Annotated in this window: 8 protein-coding genes and 1 pseudogene; 5 read left to right on the top strand and 4 right to left on the bottom strand. The window is 64.4% G+C overall.

All coding sequences use genetic code 11. The features are described from left to right. Position 1 precedes the first annotated feature (1 nt). Positions 2-3109: a Tn3 family transposase gene (locus ABEA43_RS04915; protein WP_345559112.1), complete on the top strand. Its 3108-nt coding sequence runs from the start codon at positions 2-4 to the stop codon at positions 3107-3109. A gap of 119 nt (positions 3110-3228) precedes the next feature. Continuing rightward, the gene (locus ABEA43_RS04910; RefSeq protein ID WP_345559110.1) at positions 3229-3810 is read left to right on the top strand and encodes a recombinase family protein; all 582 of its coding nucleotides are present in this window, start codon (positions 3229-3231) and stop codon (positions 3808-3810) included. A gap of 133 nt (positions 3811-3943) precedes the next feature. On the opposite strand, the gene ABEA43_RS04905 is transcribed toward ABEA43_RS04910, so the two are convergent. Further along, entirely contained in the window at positions 3944-4417 is a 474-nt protein-coding gene (locus ABEA43_RS04905; protein WP_345559108.1) for a GbsR/MarR family transcriptional regulator, read from the bottom strand. Positions 4418-4623: 206 nt separating this feature from the next. On the opposite strand from ABEA43_RS04905, the gene ABEA43_RS04900 reads away from it, so the two are divergent. Then, complete coding sequence (locus ABEA43_RS04900) at positions 4624-6294, top strand: CocE/NonD family hydrolase (RefSeq protein ID WP_345559106.1); 1671 nt, start codon at positions 4624-4626, stop codon at positions 6292-6294. Between the two features lie 361 nt (positions 6295-6655). Here the strand turns inward: ABEA43_RS04900 and ABEA43_RS04895 are convergent, their stop codons facing one another. Then, on the bottom strand, positions 6656-6895 hold the full coding sequence (locus tag ABEA43_RS04895) for a recombinase family protein (protein ID WP_345559104.1): 240 nt from the start codon (positions 6893-6895) through the stop codon (positions 6656-6658). Positions 6896-7048: 153 nt separating this feature from the next. On the opposite strand from ABEA43_RS04895, the pseudogene ABEA43_RS04890 reads away from it, so the two are divergent. Continuing rightward, positions 7049-7734: pseudogene (locus ABEA43_RS04890) on the top strand (transposase family protein); the annotation flags it as partial. Between the two features lie 135 nt (positions 7735-7869). Here ABEA43_RS04890 and ABEA43_RS04885 read toward each other — a convergent pair. Together ABEA43_RS04885 and ABEA43_RS04880 are read right to left on the bottom strand one after the other, a co-directional pair. Beyond that, positions 7870-8736 (bottom strand): hypothetical protein, encoded by an 867-nt coding sequence (locus tag ABEA43_RS04885; protein ID WP_345559100.1) that lies wholly within the window; start codon positions 8734-8736, stop codon positions 7870-7872. A 128-nt stretch (positions 8737-8864) separates the two neighbouring features. Beyond that, positions 8865-14237, bottom strand: a complete 5373-nt coding sequence (locus tag ABEA43_RS04880) for a LamG-like jellyroll fold domain-containing protein (RefSeq protein ID WP_345559098.1) — start codon at positions 14235-14237, stop codon at positions 8865-8867. A 638-nt stretch (positions 14238-14875) separates the two neighbouring features. On the opposite strand from ABEA43_RS04880, the gene ABEA43_RS04875 reads away from it, so the two are divergent. Then, a complete protein-coding gene (locus ABEA43_RS04875) occupies positions 14876-15721 on the top strand; it encodes a hypothetical protein (RefSeq protein WP_345559096.1) in 846 nt (281 codons plus the stop codon). The last annotated feature ends 528 nt before the right edge of the window (positions 15722-16249 follow it).

Below are 16249 nucleotides of genomic sequence, written 5' to 3'. Positions count from 1 at the left end.
GGTGGCGTCGATCGATCGGACGGCCTACCCGAGGTTCGCGCGGGCGGTGTCTGTTCGGGAGTTGGCGGAGGTGTTCACCCCGTCGCTGGCTGAGGTGGGGTGGGCGCGCGGCAAGACGCAGGACGATCAGCATCTGCTGGCGCTGCTGGTGTGGTTGAAGGCATACCAGCGGCTGGGATACTTCCCGAAGCTCACAGACGTTCCTACGGTGGTGGCCGAGCATATCCGCGGCGTGATCGGATTGGCAGAGCGGGTTGTGCTGACCGCTGCCGCGGAGCGCTCGGCCAAGCGGCATCGGAGTTTCGTACGCCAGCGCATGGGTGTGGTGTACGACGCGGCCGGGGTACGGGCGGTGGCGGCCGAGGCGATCCGCAAGGCGGTGCAGGCGAAGGACAACCCGGCCGATTTGATCAATGTGGCGTTGGAGGAGCTGGTCCGGGCACAGTGTGAGCTGCCCGGTTACACGACGCTGGATGAGCTGACCAAGAAGATCCGTACCGAGGTCAATCGCGGCTTCTTCACGCTGGTGGCGGGTCGGGTGGATGCGGCCGCGCGCGCCAGGCTGGCCCGGCTGCTGGTGGTCGATCCGGTCACCCGGCGCAGCGAGTACGACGCCTTGAAGGACGTGGCGCAGGCCGCGTCGCTGGGCAAGTTCAAGGCACGCTTGGCGTTCTTGCAGAACCTGGACGCGCTCGGGTCGACGGAGAAGTGGCTGGAGGCAATCCCGCCGGGGAAGATCGCACATTTCGCGGGCGAAGCACGGGTGACCGACGTCGCCGACCTGCGCAAGGTACTGGATGAGGACAAGCGGCTCACCCTGATCGTCAGCCTCCTGCACACGGTCCGGACCGGGGTCCGTGACGACGTGGTGACGATGTTCTGCAAGCGGATGGCCGCCATCCACAAGAAGGGCCGCGACCAGCTGGAGACGCTGCGGGAGATGCATCGCGCCGAGTCCGAACGGCTCTTGGGCGTGTTCGGCGAGGTCCTGGACGGCGTCCGCGAGGCCATGACCTCCACGGACCGGCAGAACGGTGAGGGTGGCGCCGACGCCGCGGCGGGCACACTGGACAGCGGCGATGGCCAGGAGGCGGTGACCGAGCGGGCGGGCCGGCTGGTGCTCAAGGCCCTCGACCAGGCCGGAGGTCTGGAGGCGCTCGCAGCCGCGCATGAAGCGGTCTCAGCTCATCATGGCAAGAACTACCTGCCTCTGCTGGACCAGCATTACCGCTCGCACCGGTCGGCGTTGTTCACGCTGGTGGATTCGATAGACCTGGAGTCGACCAACGCCGAGCGCAGTGTTCTGGACGCGGTGGAGTACGTGATGGCCCAGCGCGGCGCCCGTTCCGCGTTCGTCCCCGAACGCCTCACCGTGGAGCGGCAAGGCCCCGATGGTGCCTCGGTGACCGTGACGCTGTCGGTGGCCATCGACGCGTTCGCTTCGGGGATGTGGCGGAAGATTCTGAAGGATCCGGCCCGGCCGGGCATGCTGGTACGCCGCCATCTGGAGGTGTGCGTGTTCTCCTACCTCGCCGCCGAGCTGCGATCAGGCGATATCGCGGTGGCCGGGTCGGACTCCTACGCCAACCTGCACGACCAGCTCATGTCCTGGGAGGAGTGCGCGCCCCTGGTCGAAAAGTTCTGCACCGAGGCCGGGCTGCCGGCCGAGGCCCGCGAGCTGACCGGCCACTACAAGAAGCTTTTGGCCGACACCGCGGCGAGCGTGGACGCCGGCTACCCGGGCAACACCGACCTCGTCCTGGAGGGTGGCCGGCCCGTCTTGCGCCGCCGCAAAGGCGCCGAGCGGAGCGCGGAAGCGCTCAAGCTGGAGGAGGCGGTACACGATCGGCTGCCGCAGCGCGACCTGCTGGACATCCTCACCCGCACCGCCTACCAGCTGGGATGGCACCATCACTTCGGGCCTGCGTCCGGCTCCGACCCGAAGATCAAGGAAGCGCTCGGCCGGTATGTGCTCATGGTGTTCACCTACGGCACCCTGCTCGGCCCGGCCCAGGTTGCCGCGCACATGCGCGGCAAGGTCAGCGCCGCCGAGCTAGCCCTGGCCGCGAACAAGCACGCCACCAGCGAGAAGATCGCCAAAGCCTCCACCACGGTAATCAACGCCTTCAATCAGCTCGACATTGCCTCGGTGTGGGGTGACGGCAAGACCGTGGCCGCGGACGGCTCCCAAGTCGAGACGTGGGAGAACAACCTGCTCGCCGAGTCCCACATCCGATACGGAGGCTACGGCGGCCTGGCGTACAGGCACATCTCGAACACCTACGTCGCCTTGTTCAGCCACTTCATTCCCTGTGGGGTGTGGGAGGCGGTCTACATCATCGAGGGCCTGCTAAAGAACGCCTCGGAGATCCAGCCGGACACCATCCACGCAGATACCCAAGGCCAGTCGCTGCCGGTCTTCGGCCTGGCCGCCCTCCTGGGGTTCGACCTGCTGCCCCGCATCCGCAACTGGCACGACCTGATCTTCTACCGGCCCGACGCCGAGACCCGCTACGAGCACATCGACTCGTTGTTCGGCGACGAGGCGATCGACTGGCGGCTGATCGAGACTCACTGGACCGACCTGCTGCGCACCGCGATCTCCATCCGCCAGAACCGGATCTCCTCGGTCACCCTGCTGCGCAGGCTCGGCAATCACTCCCGGAAAAACCGCCTCTACCGAGCCTTTCGCGAACTCGGCCGCGCGGTGCGCACCATCACGCTGCTGCGCTACCTGTCGGATCCAGACCTGCGCGAGCAGATCACCCAGGTCACCAACCGCAACGAGGCCTTCCACGGCTTCGCCGACTGGCTCATGTTCGGCGGCAAGCTCATCGGCCACAACGACCCCGACTACCACGAAAAGATCATCAAGTTCAACGAGCTGCTGGCCAACTGTGTCATTCATTCGACCGCCTGCGACATCACCGACGCCGCCAACGCCATCGCCGCCGAAGGCCGTCCCGTCGATCCGGATGACCTGGCCACCATCTCGCCCTACATCACCCACGTCATCCGCCGGTTCGGCAACTGGATACTCAACCTCAGCCCGCCGGCCGCTCCCACTACTCGCCTCGATCTTGAGTCCCGCGTCCTGTTCGCCCCGTGACGAAATACCCGATCATGTTGGATCGACTTTTTGGACAGACGTTTCTGGACGGCATCGTGCCTGGTCGCTAAGGTGTCCGGAAAGGTTTACGTTTCTGGACACCGCCGGGAGGGTGGCTGATGACCGTCTGGGCGTACGCACGAGTCTCGACGCGTGACCAGAACCCGCAGCTCCAGCTCGACGCCCTGGCAGCCAGCGGCTACGACGAATTGGTCATGGAGAAGGAGTCGGGCAAGCGCGGGGTCGCGCGACCGGCGTGGGAGGCGCTCCTGGTGCTGCCTCAGGCGGGCGACACGCTGAAGTTCTGGAAGTCCGACCGGTGGGGCCGCTCAGCGGGGCACGTGCTGACCACGGTCAACGAGCTGCGCGACCGAGGCATCACGGTGGCGTCGCTGACGGAGAACTTTGATCTGGGCACCAAGGAGGGCCGGTTCATGTTCGCGGTCCTGGCCGCAGCCGCGGAATACGAGCTGGAGCTGCGCGCCGAGCGCCAGGCCGAGGGGATCGCCGCCGCCAAGCGCCGTGAGGCCACTGGTGCCATGTTGCCGGGCAAGAAGAAGACCGGCCGGCCGCACGTCATCGGCCCCGCCGAGCTGGCCACACTACGCCGTCTGGTCGACGACGGTGTCTCGATCACTGAGGCTGCCCGTACCCTCAAGATTGGCCGCTCCACCGCCTACGCGGCACTCGCGGGACGCTGACCAGCAGCATCCCACCCGCATCCCGCTTCTGCCCTTTGGCCTCCTCGCAAGATCGTTTTCATCGATAGCGGCTGACTGTCGGTTCCTCAACCTCGTTGAAGCCCACTGGGTAGGTGACGCCCGTCTCGGCGGTTCACCGTGTTCGCAGTGCCGCCTTGCGCTCATGCCAGCGGCGCATCATCGCGCGGGTCTCGTCCTTGAGGAACTGGATGAGCTCGAGCGTCTCGTTCAGCCGGTCGGCCGCTGGTGAGTCACCCAGGATGGCGATGGCGTCTCGCAGGTCGGCCTCGCCTCTTTCGAGGAACGGGTTCGCGAGGAGCGTGGACTCGTACCACGAGCCGTCCACGACGTAGGCGTGGCGGCGCGTTCCCGGGTCCCGTTCCGTGCGGATGAGGCGGAGCTGGACCAGGTAGCGGACGGCGCCCGAGACCCCACCGGCGCTGGCGTGCAGCCATTCCGCGAGTTCAGCCGCGGTCATTCGCCCGCTCTCGCTGGCCAGGAGTGTCGCGAAGACGCGGGCGGCGAGGCGCGGGAAGCCGGCCTCGGTGAGGGTGGAGGCGAAGCGCTCGACGAATTTGGCGAGTTCGTCCATCTCGTCTTCGCGCACGGCGCTCCCTTCAGTCGTCTCGTCGCAAGGGTACCGTAGTAACACGAACTTTCAGTAGTTATTGAAAGTTGGTGTTACTGTGTGCCAGACGGCGGACGAGGGATACCGCTCGGCGGCAGACGGGACCCGGGTCGAGCGTCCGCGGGCCGATGCGGGCGATGGGAGAGCCGCATGGCCAGGCACGTGTTGTGGTGCAGAGGAGAGAGATGAACCAACGAGCCAAAGATCGGACGCTCGGGCAACGGCTCGCCGACCTGCTGTGGACGAAGTACGCTCGGCTGCCCGCTTCGACAAGCGACTACAGCGTGACGCACAACGTGCGGATCCCGATGAGAGACGGCGTCGAGCTGTTGGCGGATCTCTTGGAGCCGAAGAGACCGGTGTCGGGAACGATTCTCGTCAGCTCCCCCTACGGCTACAACGTGATGGGCACGGCGATGACGGGCGCAGTGTTCGCCTGCCATGGCTATCGGGTCGTGCTGGTCCGGTGGCGGGGCACGTTCGGATCGGGGGGAACCTTCGAACCGCACATGCGGGAAGTCGACGATGCGGCCGACATCGTCGCTTGGATGCGCGAGCAGCCGTGGTTCGACGGGCGCTTCGCCACGCACGGCTTTTCATCTGTCGGCTTCGCCGCGTGGACTTTGCTGATGGATCCGCCTCCAGAGCTGGTAACCGCGGTCATCGCGTGCGCGCCACACAACTTCGGCGCACTCGTCTACACCGGCGGGGCGTTCTCGCTCAGCACGATGTTCGAATGGTCGTTCGTCACCACCAAGCAGGAGGAGCCCATCCTGCCTCGCATGATTGCGGTTCTGTCTGCCCGGGGCCGTATCAAGAAGGCCCTGGCAGCTCTTCCGCTGGCCGACACCGCCGAAAAGCTGATGGACGGGAAGGCGCCTTGGTATCGCGAGTGGGTCAGCCGGCGGGATCTGGGAGACCCATGGTGGAAACGCGCCGACCTGACTGAAGCGCTGGATCGGGTGCACGTTCCCGTGTTGCTGCAGGGCGGCTGGCAGGACGGCTTTCTTCGCCAGACGCTGGCGGAGTACGCGCGGCTGACCGATCGGGGCGTCGATGCCGGACTCACCATGGGTCCGTGGACGCATGCTCAGGGGGGCGCCGAGGGTGCCCGCGTCCTGCTCCCCGAAGCCCTCGCCTGGTTCGACGAGCATCTGGCCGGATCAAGCGACCGGCGCCGCGCCACGCCGGTCAAGGTGTTCATCAGCGGCCCCGGCGAGGGGTGGCGCGACCTTCCGTCCTGGCCGCCGGCGACGGTCGAGCAGATCCTGTATCCCCGCTCCGGCCACCTCCTGACCGCTCAACCGGCCGACGCCGGAGAAGTGAGCGAGTTCACCTACGACCCAGCCCAGCCGACCCCCACGTACGGTGGCGCGTTCGTCACACAAGTTTCCCCGGGAGTGACCGCGGGCTACACCGATGACAGCGCGCTCGCCTCGCGTTCCGATGTGCTGACATTCACCTCAGATCCGTTGACCACGGAGCTCGAGGTCGTCGGCAGCCCAGTTGTAGAACTGGGCCACACTTCCGACAACCCCTTCGCCGACCTGTTCGTTCGCGTGTCGGAAGTGGATGCCCAAGGCCGCTCGCGCAACGTCAGCGACGGGTTCGTCCGACTCGACCCTTCGGCGCCCCAGGGCCTAATTCGTATGGAGCTCGACGCCGTCGCGCACCGGTTCGCGCGAAACAACCGGATTCGGCTGGTCGTTGCGGGCGGGTCGCATCCGCGCTGGGAGCGGAATCTGGGAACCGGCGACGACCCGGCTACCTCAACGAGGATGCTGCCGTCACACCGGACGATCGACTTGTCGATCTCACGGGTCGTGGTTCCGGTCACCCAATCGCCCGGGGCTTGAAGGCACGCTCGCAAAGGCCTTCAACACGGCGCTTTCCCCGCCCCGATAGCTGCCAGACTCCCGGGCTGCGGTCGGGTTCTGTCAGACACGGTTTCGTCTTGGTTCAAGCAGCCCGACGTCGCCAGGGACAAGTACGCCCACGTAATCGTGGACCCACGAGAGGAGAACCGGCCGGCACGGGACGACCGGCTGCTGGGAAGCCGCGGCGTGCGACCCCACCCCTCATGCCCCTGGACGTCGGTGGGCTGCTCTGGGACGCCGCCGACGTCGGCGAAGGCCTGCGCTGCCGACGGCCCCGCTGCACCGCCCTGTTCGCCCAGGCCGACCGCGCCAAGGCCGCCGAGAACGGCCGGACCTACACCTACGTACGTAGCTTGCCGTTCTTCTTGTCCAGGGCCATGCCCCCGCAGGTGCGCATGTGCCCGAGGTTGGCCTCGAACTCGGCGACCATGGCGAGGGGCTGCAGGAACAGCCGCCCGAACCGGTCGTTCCAGTCGTAGACGTTGGCGCCCAGGCCGAACAGGACGCCGCGTCCGGACAGGTCGGTCAGGATCTCGTTGGCCTCGACCATGTTGCGGGCGATCCGGTCGAACTTGGTCACCGTGAGGACGCTGCCGTCCCGCGCACAGCGGCGAGGGCCTGGTCGAGGCCACCGCGGTTGCGGCAGATCTACCGCCTACGCCGCACTCGCAGGCCACTGACCAGTGGTTACCTCAGTCCGCGGCCCGTTTCCGCCGTATTCCGGTGGCACCCGCACATGGGCTGCGCCCGGCGGCATCGACAACGGCATCAACACCGTCTACCTGGCCTACGTCCGCGCCAGCGTGGGCACGCGCTGATCGGCGGCCGGCAATGGATCCCGCTGAGCAGATCAGCGACCCCGTCACCGCCCTCATCACCAGCCTGCCGCTGGATCTCACCTTCGCCACCAAGGGCGAACTGGTAATCGACCTGCTGAGCGAGTCCTATGCCGACAACGTGCGCCTGGACTTCGTGGCCGACGACGAGGTCTACGGCGCCTGCACCAAGCTGCGCGCCTTCCTGGACGGCCACCGCCAGCCCCGCCCACTACCTGCTCATCCGCAAGCACCGCACCACCGGCGAGCTGGCCTTCCACTACTGCTTCGTCCCCGACGGTCGGCCGGTCACGCTGCCCCGCCTGATCCCGCCGCAGGGCTGAGATGGCCGGTGGAGGAGAGTTTCGAGGCCGGCAAGAGCCTGTTCGGCCTGGACGAATCCCAGGTCCGCCTCTATGAGGCCCTCCTGCGGCACATCGTGCTGGTCATGGCCGCCCTGGCGGTCTGCGTGACCAGCGCGGCGGCAGCACGGAACCGTACCGACACCCAGGCCATGCCACCCAGCCATCCCGATGAGCAGCCGCCCGAGAACCCCGGCCTGATCCCGCCGACGGTCGCCGAGATCAAGCACCTGTTCAACGCCACAAGGCGAGTTCGGCGGTGGTACCAGCGCGCACGTGCTTGATGGCGGCGCCTCCAGGCTGACCAATGCGCGGCGTGTTCCAGCGGTGATGTGCGGGTGCGAATCTTGGCAGAGCCACTCTTAGAGTGATACCGGTCAACGCAGCCTTACGTCCACGACCTGAAGTGACTCAATGCTGGCATTACTGAGTAGTCTTCTCATCGGCACAGGATCGCCACTTGTGATAAATCCATAAACAAGTCCCGCGGCCGCACATTTTTGCAGCTCGCCCAAATCCAGGCCGAATGCTGCAAGCGCGGTTATATCGCTTGTGTCGAGCAGCGAAACCCATCGTTGGAATACCTGCACAGGAGATCCGCTACAGGCCTCGAAGCCTCTCTGTGCACAGAAATCCTTGCTCCATGAGATGGGTTTTCTGGAATGATCTCCCGGGGAGAGCAATACCATATCGATATCTTCAGAACCAGACTGCATACGATAGATATCCTCCTCCTCCAGGGGGGCCTTCAGTTTCACCACCGCCACGGCGCTAACTCCCCTACCCAGGCGACCGAGCAGTTCGTCCACGTTCTCTTTACTGGGCCGCGTCGCCTCTCCCTCATCCGAAAAGATGGAGAGGGCTTCTGTCATGCTCCATCTAGGTAGCTGCGGAACATTGATACTCCCATCTGGGCTGAGGTGCAGATTTTGCGAATGCAGCCGCTCCGGTCTCTCGAAGAGGGGATCCGGTGGGCGCGGTTCAACATGAACTTCAATGGATCCGCCGAACGGTGTTATTTGAATGTCATCGTCATCCAAATATTTGAAGTTTATGCTGTAGTCGGGATTCCCAACAGCATAGGCATTCGCGAGCACCACACGAGCACGCTCAGTGCGGAGATAATTTCCCCAGAGACCAGCGCGGGCATTCCACTGCACCCAGAGGATGCCTATTGCAATAGCAAAAAGGCCCATAAACGAAGCCGCAAGAAGACGTAGGCGCGAGCGCGTTAAACCCTTCATTCATGACTCCCCTCTTGCGAGCGACTCGTCGTGGCCAAGCGCCATCACGATCCTTTCATTGAGAGGGGGCGAATTATCGGATTCCGATAATTCGCCCCTCCAGCTATCGCGTCACCGGACAGGACAGGTTAGTTCATCGGGAATTTCTGGTTTTCGAGAGTGGATCCCCGAACGCACTTCAAGGGGATGGTGATTCCCTTGACGTACGCTCCCCAGTCGTTCTCGATCCCGTATCTTTCCACGTCGCAACGGACGGTGTGGCGAACTTTGACCGAGTACCCTTGGCCCTTGAATGTGAAGAAGAGCTTGAGACCGCTTTCCAGATAGTGGCCGAACCGATCGATTTCGCAGTTACCCAAATAGGGCGCCTTGCATTCCGATACGACATGCCTGTAGGACTCATCGACCGCCATCGGGTAAAACGGATCGTCATTTACCGCGGTGTGCTCGCCGATCTTCTGATCCTGGTCGTACTTGACCGCCAACTCGCCGACGATTGTCCCTGTCGTCGTGCCGGAACCATTCCAGGACAATGGATCAACCGTAACACCTGCTTTGGCCTCGGCCACCTGGAGATTGTGGCGGAAGGTAGTGAACGCCTTGATGCCCATCCCGGTGCCATACTGCTTGCTTTTAAGCGCTTTAGCTACGGCCTTGCCGAACTCGGTCCCCCATCCCCACTTCGCGTTTGTCGGATATAGAAACATGTGATTCCTGAAGGTGTCTATATCCCACCGCTGCATGAGATTCAGGTTGCCGTACCCTTCGTGATGAAGCCACTCGGACTCGATGGAGCTGCGGACATGCCACCCCTTCTTCCCGAGGTAGTCGGTCTTCTCGCAGTACAGACTCCAGTGATACGTCGCGCACTGACCCGGTCCCGCACTACCTCCCGTAGTGCCACTCGATACCCCGCAGACCTCCTCGACCTGGCCATCGGGGTGCGCGAAACCGGAGCACGGATCATACCCGTCGGTCCCGTCTTGGTAGTTCGGCAGCGGGGCGTCAATGAAGGTGTGATTTCCGCAGCGGTCGAAGACGGAGATGGAAATGGTGGATTCGATGCCTTCGGCTTGGCCCGCTGTACCGGCTGTCAATCGTGCCTCAGCCACGGCCGTGCCAGGTGCGGAATCGCTTGTGTCGGTCCAGGTGCGCTTCACCTCGGCGAAGACCCGAACAGTGCCATTGGGCATGGCTTGCACCACGCCGTTGCGCACCTCTACCGCGGAGCCACTTCGAGTAATGCCTCTGTCCTCCAGAGCCCGCTGATCATGAACCAGGGCGGCGTTGAGGAGTGAGAGTTTCGCCGTGTTGGGCCCGGAGGGAGTGACACCAGCCGCGTCCCAGATCGTGGCCGATCGGCCTTCGAGGACGGCGTCCTGCGCCTGGTAGTAGCCCTTGACCCGGTCGACATACTCTTGCGCCCCGGACTCCTGGGCCGCAGCCCTTGTCGGCGGCTGCTCGCCATCCAGGAACGGGATACACGGGTTGGTCGCGTCTTTGACCGGCGGTGGCGGCACGGCCTTCGGGGTGACCGTCGTCGTCTCCCAGTCGCTCTGCCCGAATGCGGTCTTGGCGCGTACCTTTACTGTGTGGGCTTCGCCGTTTGTCAGCCCGGTGATCGCCGCATACGGGTCCTTGACCGCCAGGGTCTTCACCACGGAGCCAGTGCTGTTGGCCACCTCGACGTCGTAGCCGTCCAGCATCGCCATGCTGCCGTTGTCCAGGGGCAGGCCCCAACTGGCCATTGCACTGGCATCGCCTGCCTGCGCAGCGAGATTGAGAACCTTGCTCGGTGGCTTCGCAGGCAGGTAAGTGAGCACCAGCGACGGCTGCTCAACCGCTGCCGCCTCGCCAAAGGTGATGACCTCGTCCTTGTTGGAGGTGAGCAGCAGCCACCGGAAAGCATCGTCAGCGATGTCCGCCTTAGCATCGCCGATCGGCAGCGAGAAGTCGCCGCCGCTGGCATCGTTCGGCAGATCCGACCCTTTGCTCTCGCTGGTGACTGGTGTCTTCAACGGCGTTGCTGTGACGACAGTATCCGTCGGGCAGGCGACTCCCGCGCAGGCGGCGGTGCCGAGCTTGAAAATGCCTTCGGAGATGGCCACCCCATCTGGCAGTTCGTCGAGCTTAAACCCGATCACTGCTGCTGTTCTGTCGGCGCCGATGCCGCCGACCCGCATGACGGTGACGTCCTCCACGGTGCACGGTGCGCCGTTGCATGCGACGGGGTCCGTCTTAGCTGTCTTGATGACGAAGCTGTCCTTGCCCAGTGTCAGATTCCGGATGTCCTCGACTGGGGGTGGCGGGGGTGTGCCGGGGGTGGTGAAAGAGACTGCTGCTGTCTTGGCCGTGCACACCTCTGGTCCGTTGACGACTTCGTGTACGGCAGCCGGAGCCGACGCCGTGGCCTCAATGGCAGGGTTGGTGTGGAGGGCGGTGATCTCCTCAGTGGTGAGGGCTCTTTGGTAGAAGCGGACTTCGTCGAAGCTGCCCTTGAGGTAGTAGTTGAGTGCCCCGTTGGCCTTGCTGCGGCCGATCTGGACGTTGCTGGTGGCGTCCCAGGTACTGGTGAAGGCAACGTCGGCGTTGAGAATCCCATTGACGTACAGCCGGAGTCTGCCGGCGGCGGCGTCGTAGACGCCGACCAGGTGGGTCCACTGATTGGCGACCGCGTCCTGGGTGGACAGGGCTCTGACAGGGGTCGCGTTGGTAGTGTCGGACTGGTAAGTGATCATGCGCCATTTCTTGTCGCCCGGGGCGTAGCCGAGCTTGAAGGCGCTGTTGACTGCTCCGTCCTGGCTGGCGAGGGTGTGGTCGGCTGTGGTGTTGTCGATGCGAGCCCAGCCCGAGACGGTGTAGCTGCCGTTGGTATGGATCACCGGCCCGTTCGTGACGCCATAGCTGGTGGAGGTCCCGTTGAGCTGCACCCCGGACTGGTCTTTGCCGGTTGCCCACGTCGCGCCGTTGAGCGTGACAGTGTGATCATTGCTCGAGGAATCTGCCGCAATCGTGCCCGTTCCCTCGTCGAAGGACCAGCGAGCCTTCAAATCGGGGTCCGGGGTCGGGCCGGGGTCCGGGTCGGGGTCTGGTGCCGAGCTGACCTCGCCGACGCAGGCTCTCATCTGCCAGGTGTAGGTGGTGCCGGGTTGGACGGTGCTGGCCGGCACTTGGAAGGAGGCTCGTTCGCCACCGTTGACGGTGCGGATGCCGAGCGGGGCCGCGCCGACGGGGGTGCCACTGCTGTCGTACAGGTAGTACTTGGCACTCATCTGACCGCCGGAAGGGCGATTGACCATGCCGGACAGGATCGGCTGCGTGGGGTCGGCCATGCCGGTCTCGGCATCGGATGGCAGCATCGGGGCGTCGGAGGTGATCCTGTAGGCCGGGCCCTCATTGCAGGAGGGCGGGGTGACGCTCGTGCGACATGCCTTGACCACGAACTTGAGGCTGGCCGGGTTATGCAGCTCGAAGGTCTGCTCGATGACCTGGCCGGACGGTTTGGCATTGTAGCTGGTGGCGGACACCTCACCGTAGAGGTCCTTGACCTCCTTGGCAGTCAGGGCGCGCTGGTAGAGGCGCATGTCGTCGATGGCGCCCTGCAGGTACTGCTGGCCGGTGTCACCCTTCCTGGCACCGATGCGGAAGGGTCCGCTGGTGACGGTGCCGGATGGCTGGTAGTCGGCCTCAGCTGACAGGACGCCGTCGACGTAGAGCCGGATCTTGGCGGCCGAGGCGTCATACAGGGCGACGATGTGCGACCAGGCATCGGTTCTGACGGGCTGAGTGGTGTCAACCCAGATCCCGTAGCCGGTCGAGCCGCCAGCGCCGCTGACCTGCAGCCGCCACTTCTGTGAGGTGCTCAGGTAGTACAGGGCCAGTCCGAACGGGTCGCCGTCCTGGCTGGCGACGTACTGGGTGATGTCGCTGTTCTTCAGCTTGACCCAGGTGCTGAGGGAGAAGCTGGAGTTCTGGCTGAGTACCGCTCTGCTGGTGGCGGCGTAGGAGTCGGGGACGCAGCAGCCGTTGCTGCCGGTCATGTCGTTCAAGTCGATGGCCGAGCCGGCCTTGCCGGTGACGCTCTTACGGCGGCTGCCGGAGTAGGTGGCGGTGTGGCCGTTGCCGCTGGCATCGGCTGCGCTGGCCGCGCCGGTGTCCTCGTCGAACTTCCAATGCGCGACATGTCCCGTCGGCGCCGTGGGCGGCGGGATCATCGTGGATTCGTTGACGGTGACGGTGTAGTTGAGGTTGGTGGCCTCGGGCACGCTTGAGCTGAAGCCGACCTTCACGTTCTGCGCGCGGGCGATCGCGTCGGTGCCGTCGAGGGAATCGATGGACTCGGCCGTCACGGTGGGGATCTCCGGCGGCAGCATGTAGCTGACGGTCAGCTTGGGCGGGCGTCCCCCGGTCTTGTAGGAGGAGTCGAACTCGATCCAGCCCGGGGTGCCGGCCCCGGTGTTCTGGATCTCGTTTTCGCCGCGGAGCTGCAGGCCGTGATCAGTGGCACCGGCCGCCCAGGCGTTGGCGATGTCCTTGATCTCCCACGTCACCGCGCGCGGGACCTGGTTGTAGGCGGGACACACCTGCAGCTGAGAGCCGGCCTCGGCGACCTTCGGCTTGTTGGCCCAGTCGCGCGGCGGATTGGCTTCAGCGCCCGTGCCCCAGCCGGAGATGAGCCGGGAGACCTTCAGCGCTCCGGTGTAAGAGCAGCCGTTGAACGCCCGAGAGGCGTACAACTCCAGCTGAGCCGAGCCGACCGCGCGCCCGACGATCGCCGTGGTGTCGAAGTCGAGGTAGGTGCGTAGATGGCTGACCGGCTGCGTCGTGGCGCAACTGGACTGCGAGCTACCCGCCCACAGCGCGTCGCCGGTCATGATGGAGCTGCTGCCGCAGTTGTAATACAGGTAGAAGTTCGACTGCAGCGTCAACGTGGTGGTCGGGTCCACCACGACGGGATAGCGCCTGGCCGGATCAGCCAGCCACTTGGGGTCGGGAGTGAGCACCAGCGTGCTCTTGCCTTTGCCGTCCTTCTCGACCTGGGTAGTGATCTCGGCGGAAGACTGCGCCCGCGCAGCCTGCCCCGTCCCGGTTGTGGCAGCGGCGGCAGCCTCGCTCATGACGGGAGCGGGGGCCTGCGCGACCACGGCTCCGGAACCGTCGGACAGCTTCAGCATGCCGTCCCTCGACTTGCCGAAGGTGAGCTTGTCCGTCTCGATCGGGATGCGGATCTCCACCGGCGCGGACGGACGTTCCCGCAGGATGACATCATGCCGGAAGCCGTCGGGCAGCGCGGTAAGCACGAGATCCGCGCCGGGACCGGCCGCATCCGCATAGGTGGCGACATTTCCCTCGACCTTGGGCCGCGGCAGATCCTTCAGCCACGACAAGGCGAACCGCTGACCCTTGTCACGCTCCAGCGACGCGAACGGAGCGTTCCCGCCAAGAGAGAACTGCACGTCGGCCTTGGCCAGCTTGGGCTTTAGGACGCCGTCCTTCTCCACCAGAGAAGTATCTATCCACGCCCACGAACCATCGCCCTGTTTAAGCTGCGACGGGCCCGCATATGACTGTAACGTCAAACGCCCGTCGGGATAAGCCCAGGTACGAGATGATTCGGTGAACGCCTCCTCCACTGCTACCGGCTTATTCTGCTTCTTCGCTTCCTCGATAGCCGCTCTAAGCGATGCGTCAGGATCGTCAGGACGCGGGAGTTTGGTGACGGAAGGTGTGGCAGGCACGGTCGGCCCTGCAACGGCCTGCGCTGCGTCTGGGACACCTGCCACCAGTAGCGATGCTGTCACTGTAAGCGCCGTCGCCAAGGCGAGGCGGCGGGGCGGCCTCGGCCGCCCCGCCGCGTTGACTAACTTGTTCACTGACACCCTCAATCTGTTGTGGTGCGAAACAACAAACAAGCTTTACCTTTCGCCATGATCATTCAACAATATGAGAAAGATCACTACAATGGGCCCGCAAAACCTGTAACGATCCAGCCCATATTTACGATAGTGGGCCGGACGTAATTTGGTAGTGGCGATTTCCTAAATTGCGCCCAGAGCACAAGCGCGTTCCGGGCGGGCGCCGCATGAATCTGCAACCTTAGTTGCCTGTTTCTATGCAACCTCGGTAGCCTACACTGGTGATGAGGAAGCGGGATCTTGAGCGGCGGATGCGCAGGCTCGCCAAGGAATACGACGTGTCCGTTCGTTCAAGCGAAGGCGGCAACCACACCAAGTGGCATGTCGGCTCGGAAGCGATGCCGGCGTCTCTCCACTCGGAAGTCAACGAGCGCACAGCGAAAGGAATCCCGGAGAACTGGGAGAGCATCCCTTGCCGAGGTTGCGAAGGAGCAGGAGGAGCAGTGAGCAAGCGCGACACTTACACCATCACCGCCAGCAGGAGTGATGCCTGGTGGGCTTTGACTGTCTCCGGACCCCGCCTCAAGCGCAGTTACCACACCCAGGTGAAGCGCTTGGAGCAATCCGAGGAAATGGCGCGCGACCTGGTGGCTGCCATGCTGGATGTGGGTGTCTCCGAGATTGACGCCGACTTCGAGTTGACCGTGACCGACGACGAAGTCGCTGCAGAACTGGAGGCCACGCTGACAACCCGTCTCGCGGCGACCCTGGTCAAACAGAAGGCTGCCGAAGCGACGCAAGCAACAGTGGCTGATCTGGCGCGAAGGGGTTACGTTCACCGGGACATCGGCTACCTGCTGGGTATGTCACACCAGGCAGTCGGGAAATTGCTGAACGAGGCGGAGAAGGGAACGGCCGCTTCTGCGGACGACGCCAGTACTCATTCCGCGGCACTTCCCCTTAAGGAAAAGCTCGATCAGCTTTGCATGACGCGCGACACAGAAGCGCTGTTCAGGTCATACCTGCTCGAAGTGGCCGCAGGCGATCCGGCGGACCGAAAGCTGAACAGGCTAAGAGCACTGGGTGGGCAACTGCGGCACGATAAACGGCGACGGCTGACAGATACCTGATCGCGCGGCTTCTTCAGCGGAGGGGGCTGATCACGAAAAGCTTCTTTGGGAGAGCTGCCCGTTCGTGCGAGACGGACCAGAGCACGAGCCAGCGACCACGCCGACCCCGGGGTTAACCTTCCGCCTCCGCTCAACCCGAGGCACTCCAGTCCGGCCGCATCGAAGCCTGGACATGGCCGTGCCGGCCGACTGGTTCCTTTGCTGGGCTAGCTATCGGGCGTCGGTAGTGCGCGGCTTGGCATGCGAGCCCACGAACTTGAAGTGTCGCTTATGCGTCTTCCGCATCCTGCTGGCGCGTAGCCGGTAGGTGCCGCCGGGGAAACTGGCGGTGAGCTCAAGATGTCCGCCGATGGCCTCCACGTAACGGGCCACCACATCCACTGATGAGACTTCGCCACGCTCGATCTGTGAGACACGCGCCTTCGTCACACCCATCATGGCGGCGCGTTAGAGCGGCGCTCTTGCGGCGTTGGGCGAGCTGCCAGGCGTCAATGAAATCGTCGACCATCCGTCGGGTCTCGGCCAGAG

It is taken from the genome of Nonomuraea rosea, assembly GCF_039539705.1.
In the GTDB taxonomy this organism is placed as follows: domain Bacteria; phylum Actinomycetota; class Actinomycetes; order Streptosporangiales; family Streptosporangiaceae; genus Nonomuraea; species Nonomuraea rosea.
This window is presented reverse-complemented; position numbering and strand designations above follow the sequence as displayed.

Bases quoted from the DNA above. Each gene is read 5' to 3' on its own strand.
- ABEA43_RS04910 (WP_345559110.1), top strand. From the start codon at position 3,229: ATGACCGTCTGGGCGTACGCACGAGTCTCGACGCGTGACCAGAACCCG.
- ABEA43_RS04900 (WP_345559106.1), top strand. From the start codon at position 4,624: ATGAACCAACGAGCCAAAGATCGGACGCTCGGGCAACGGCTCGCCGAC.
- ABEA43_RS04885 (WP_345559100.1), bottom strand. From the start codon at position 8,736: ATGAAGGGTTTAACGCGCTCGCGCCTACGTCTTCTTGCGGCTTCGTTT.
- ABEA43_RS04875 (WP_345559096.1), top strand. From the start codon at position 14,876: ATGAGGAAGCGGGATCTTGAGCGGCGGATGCGCAGGCTCGCCAAGGAA.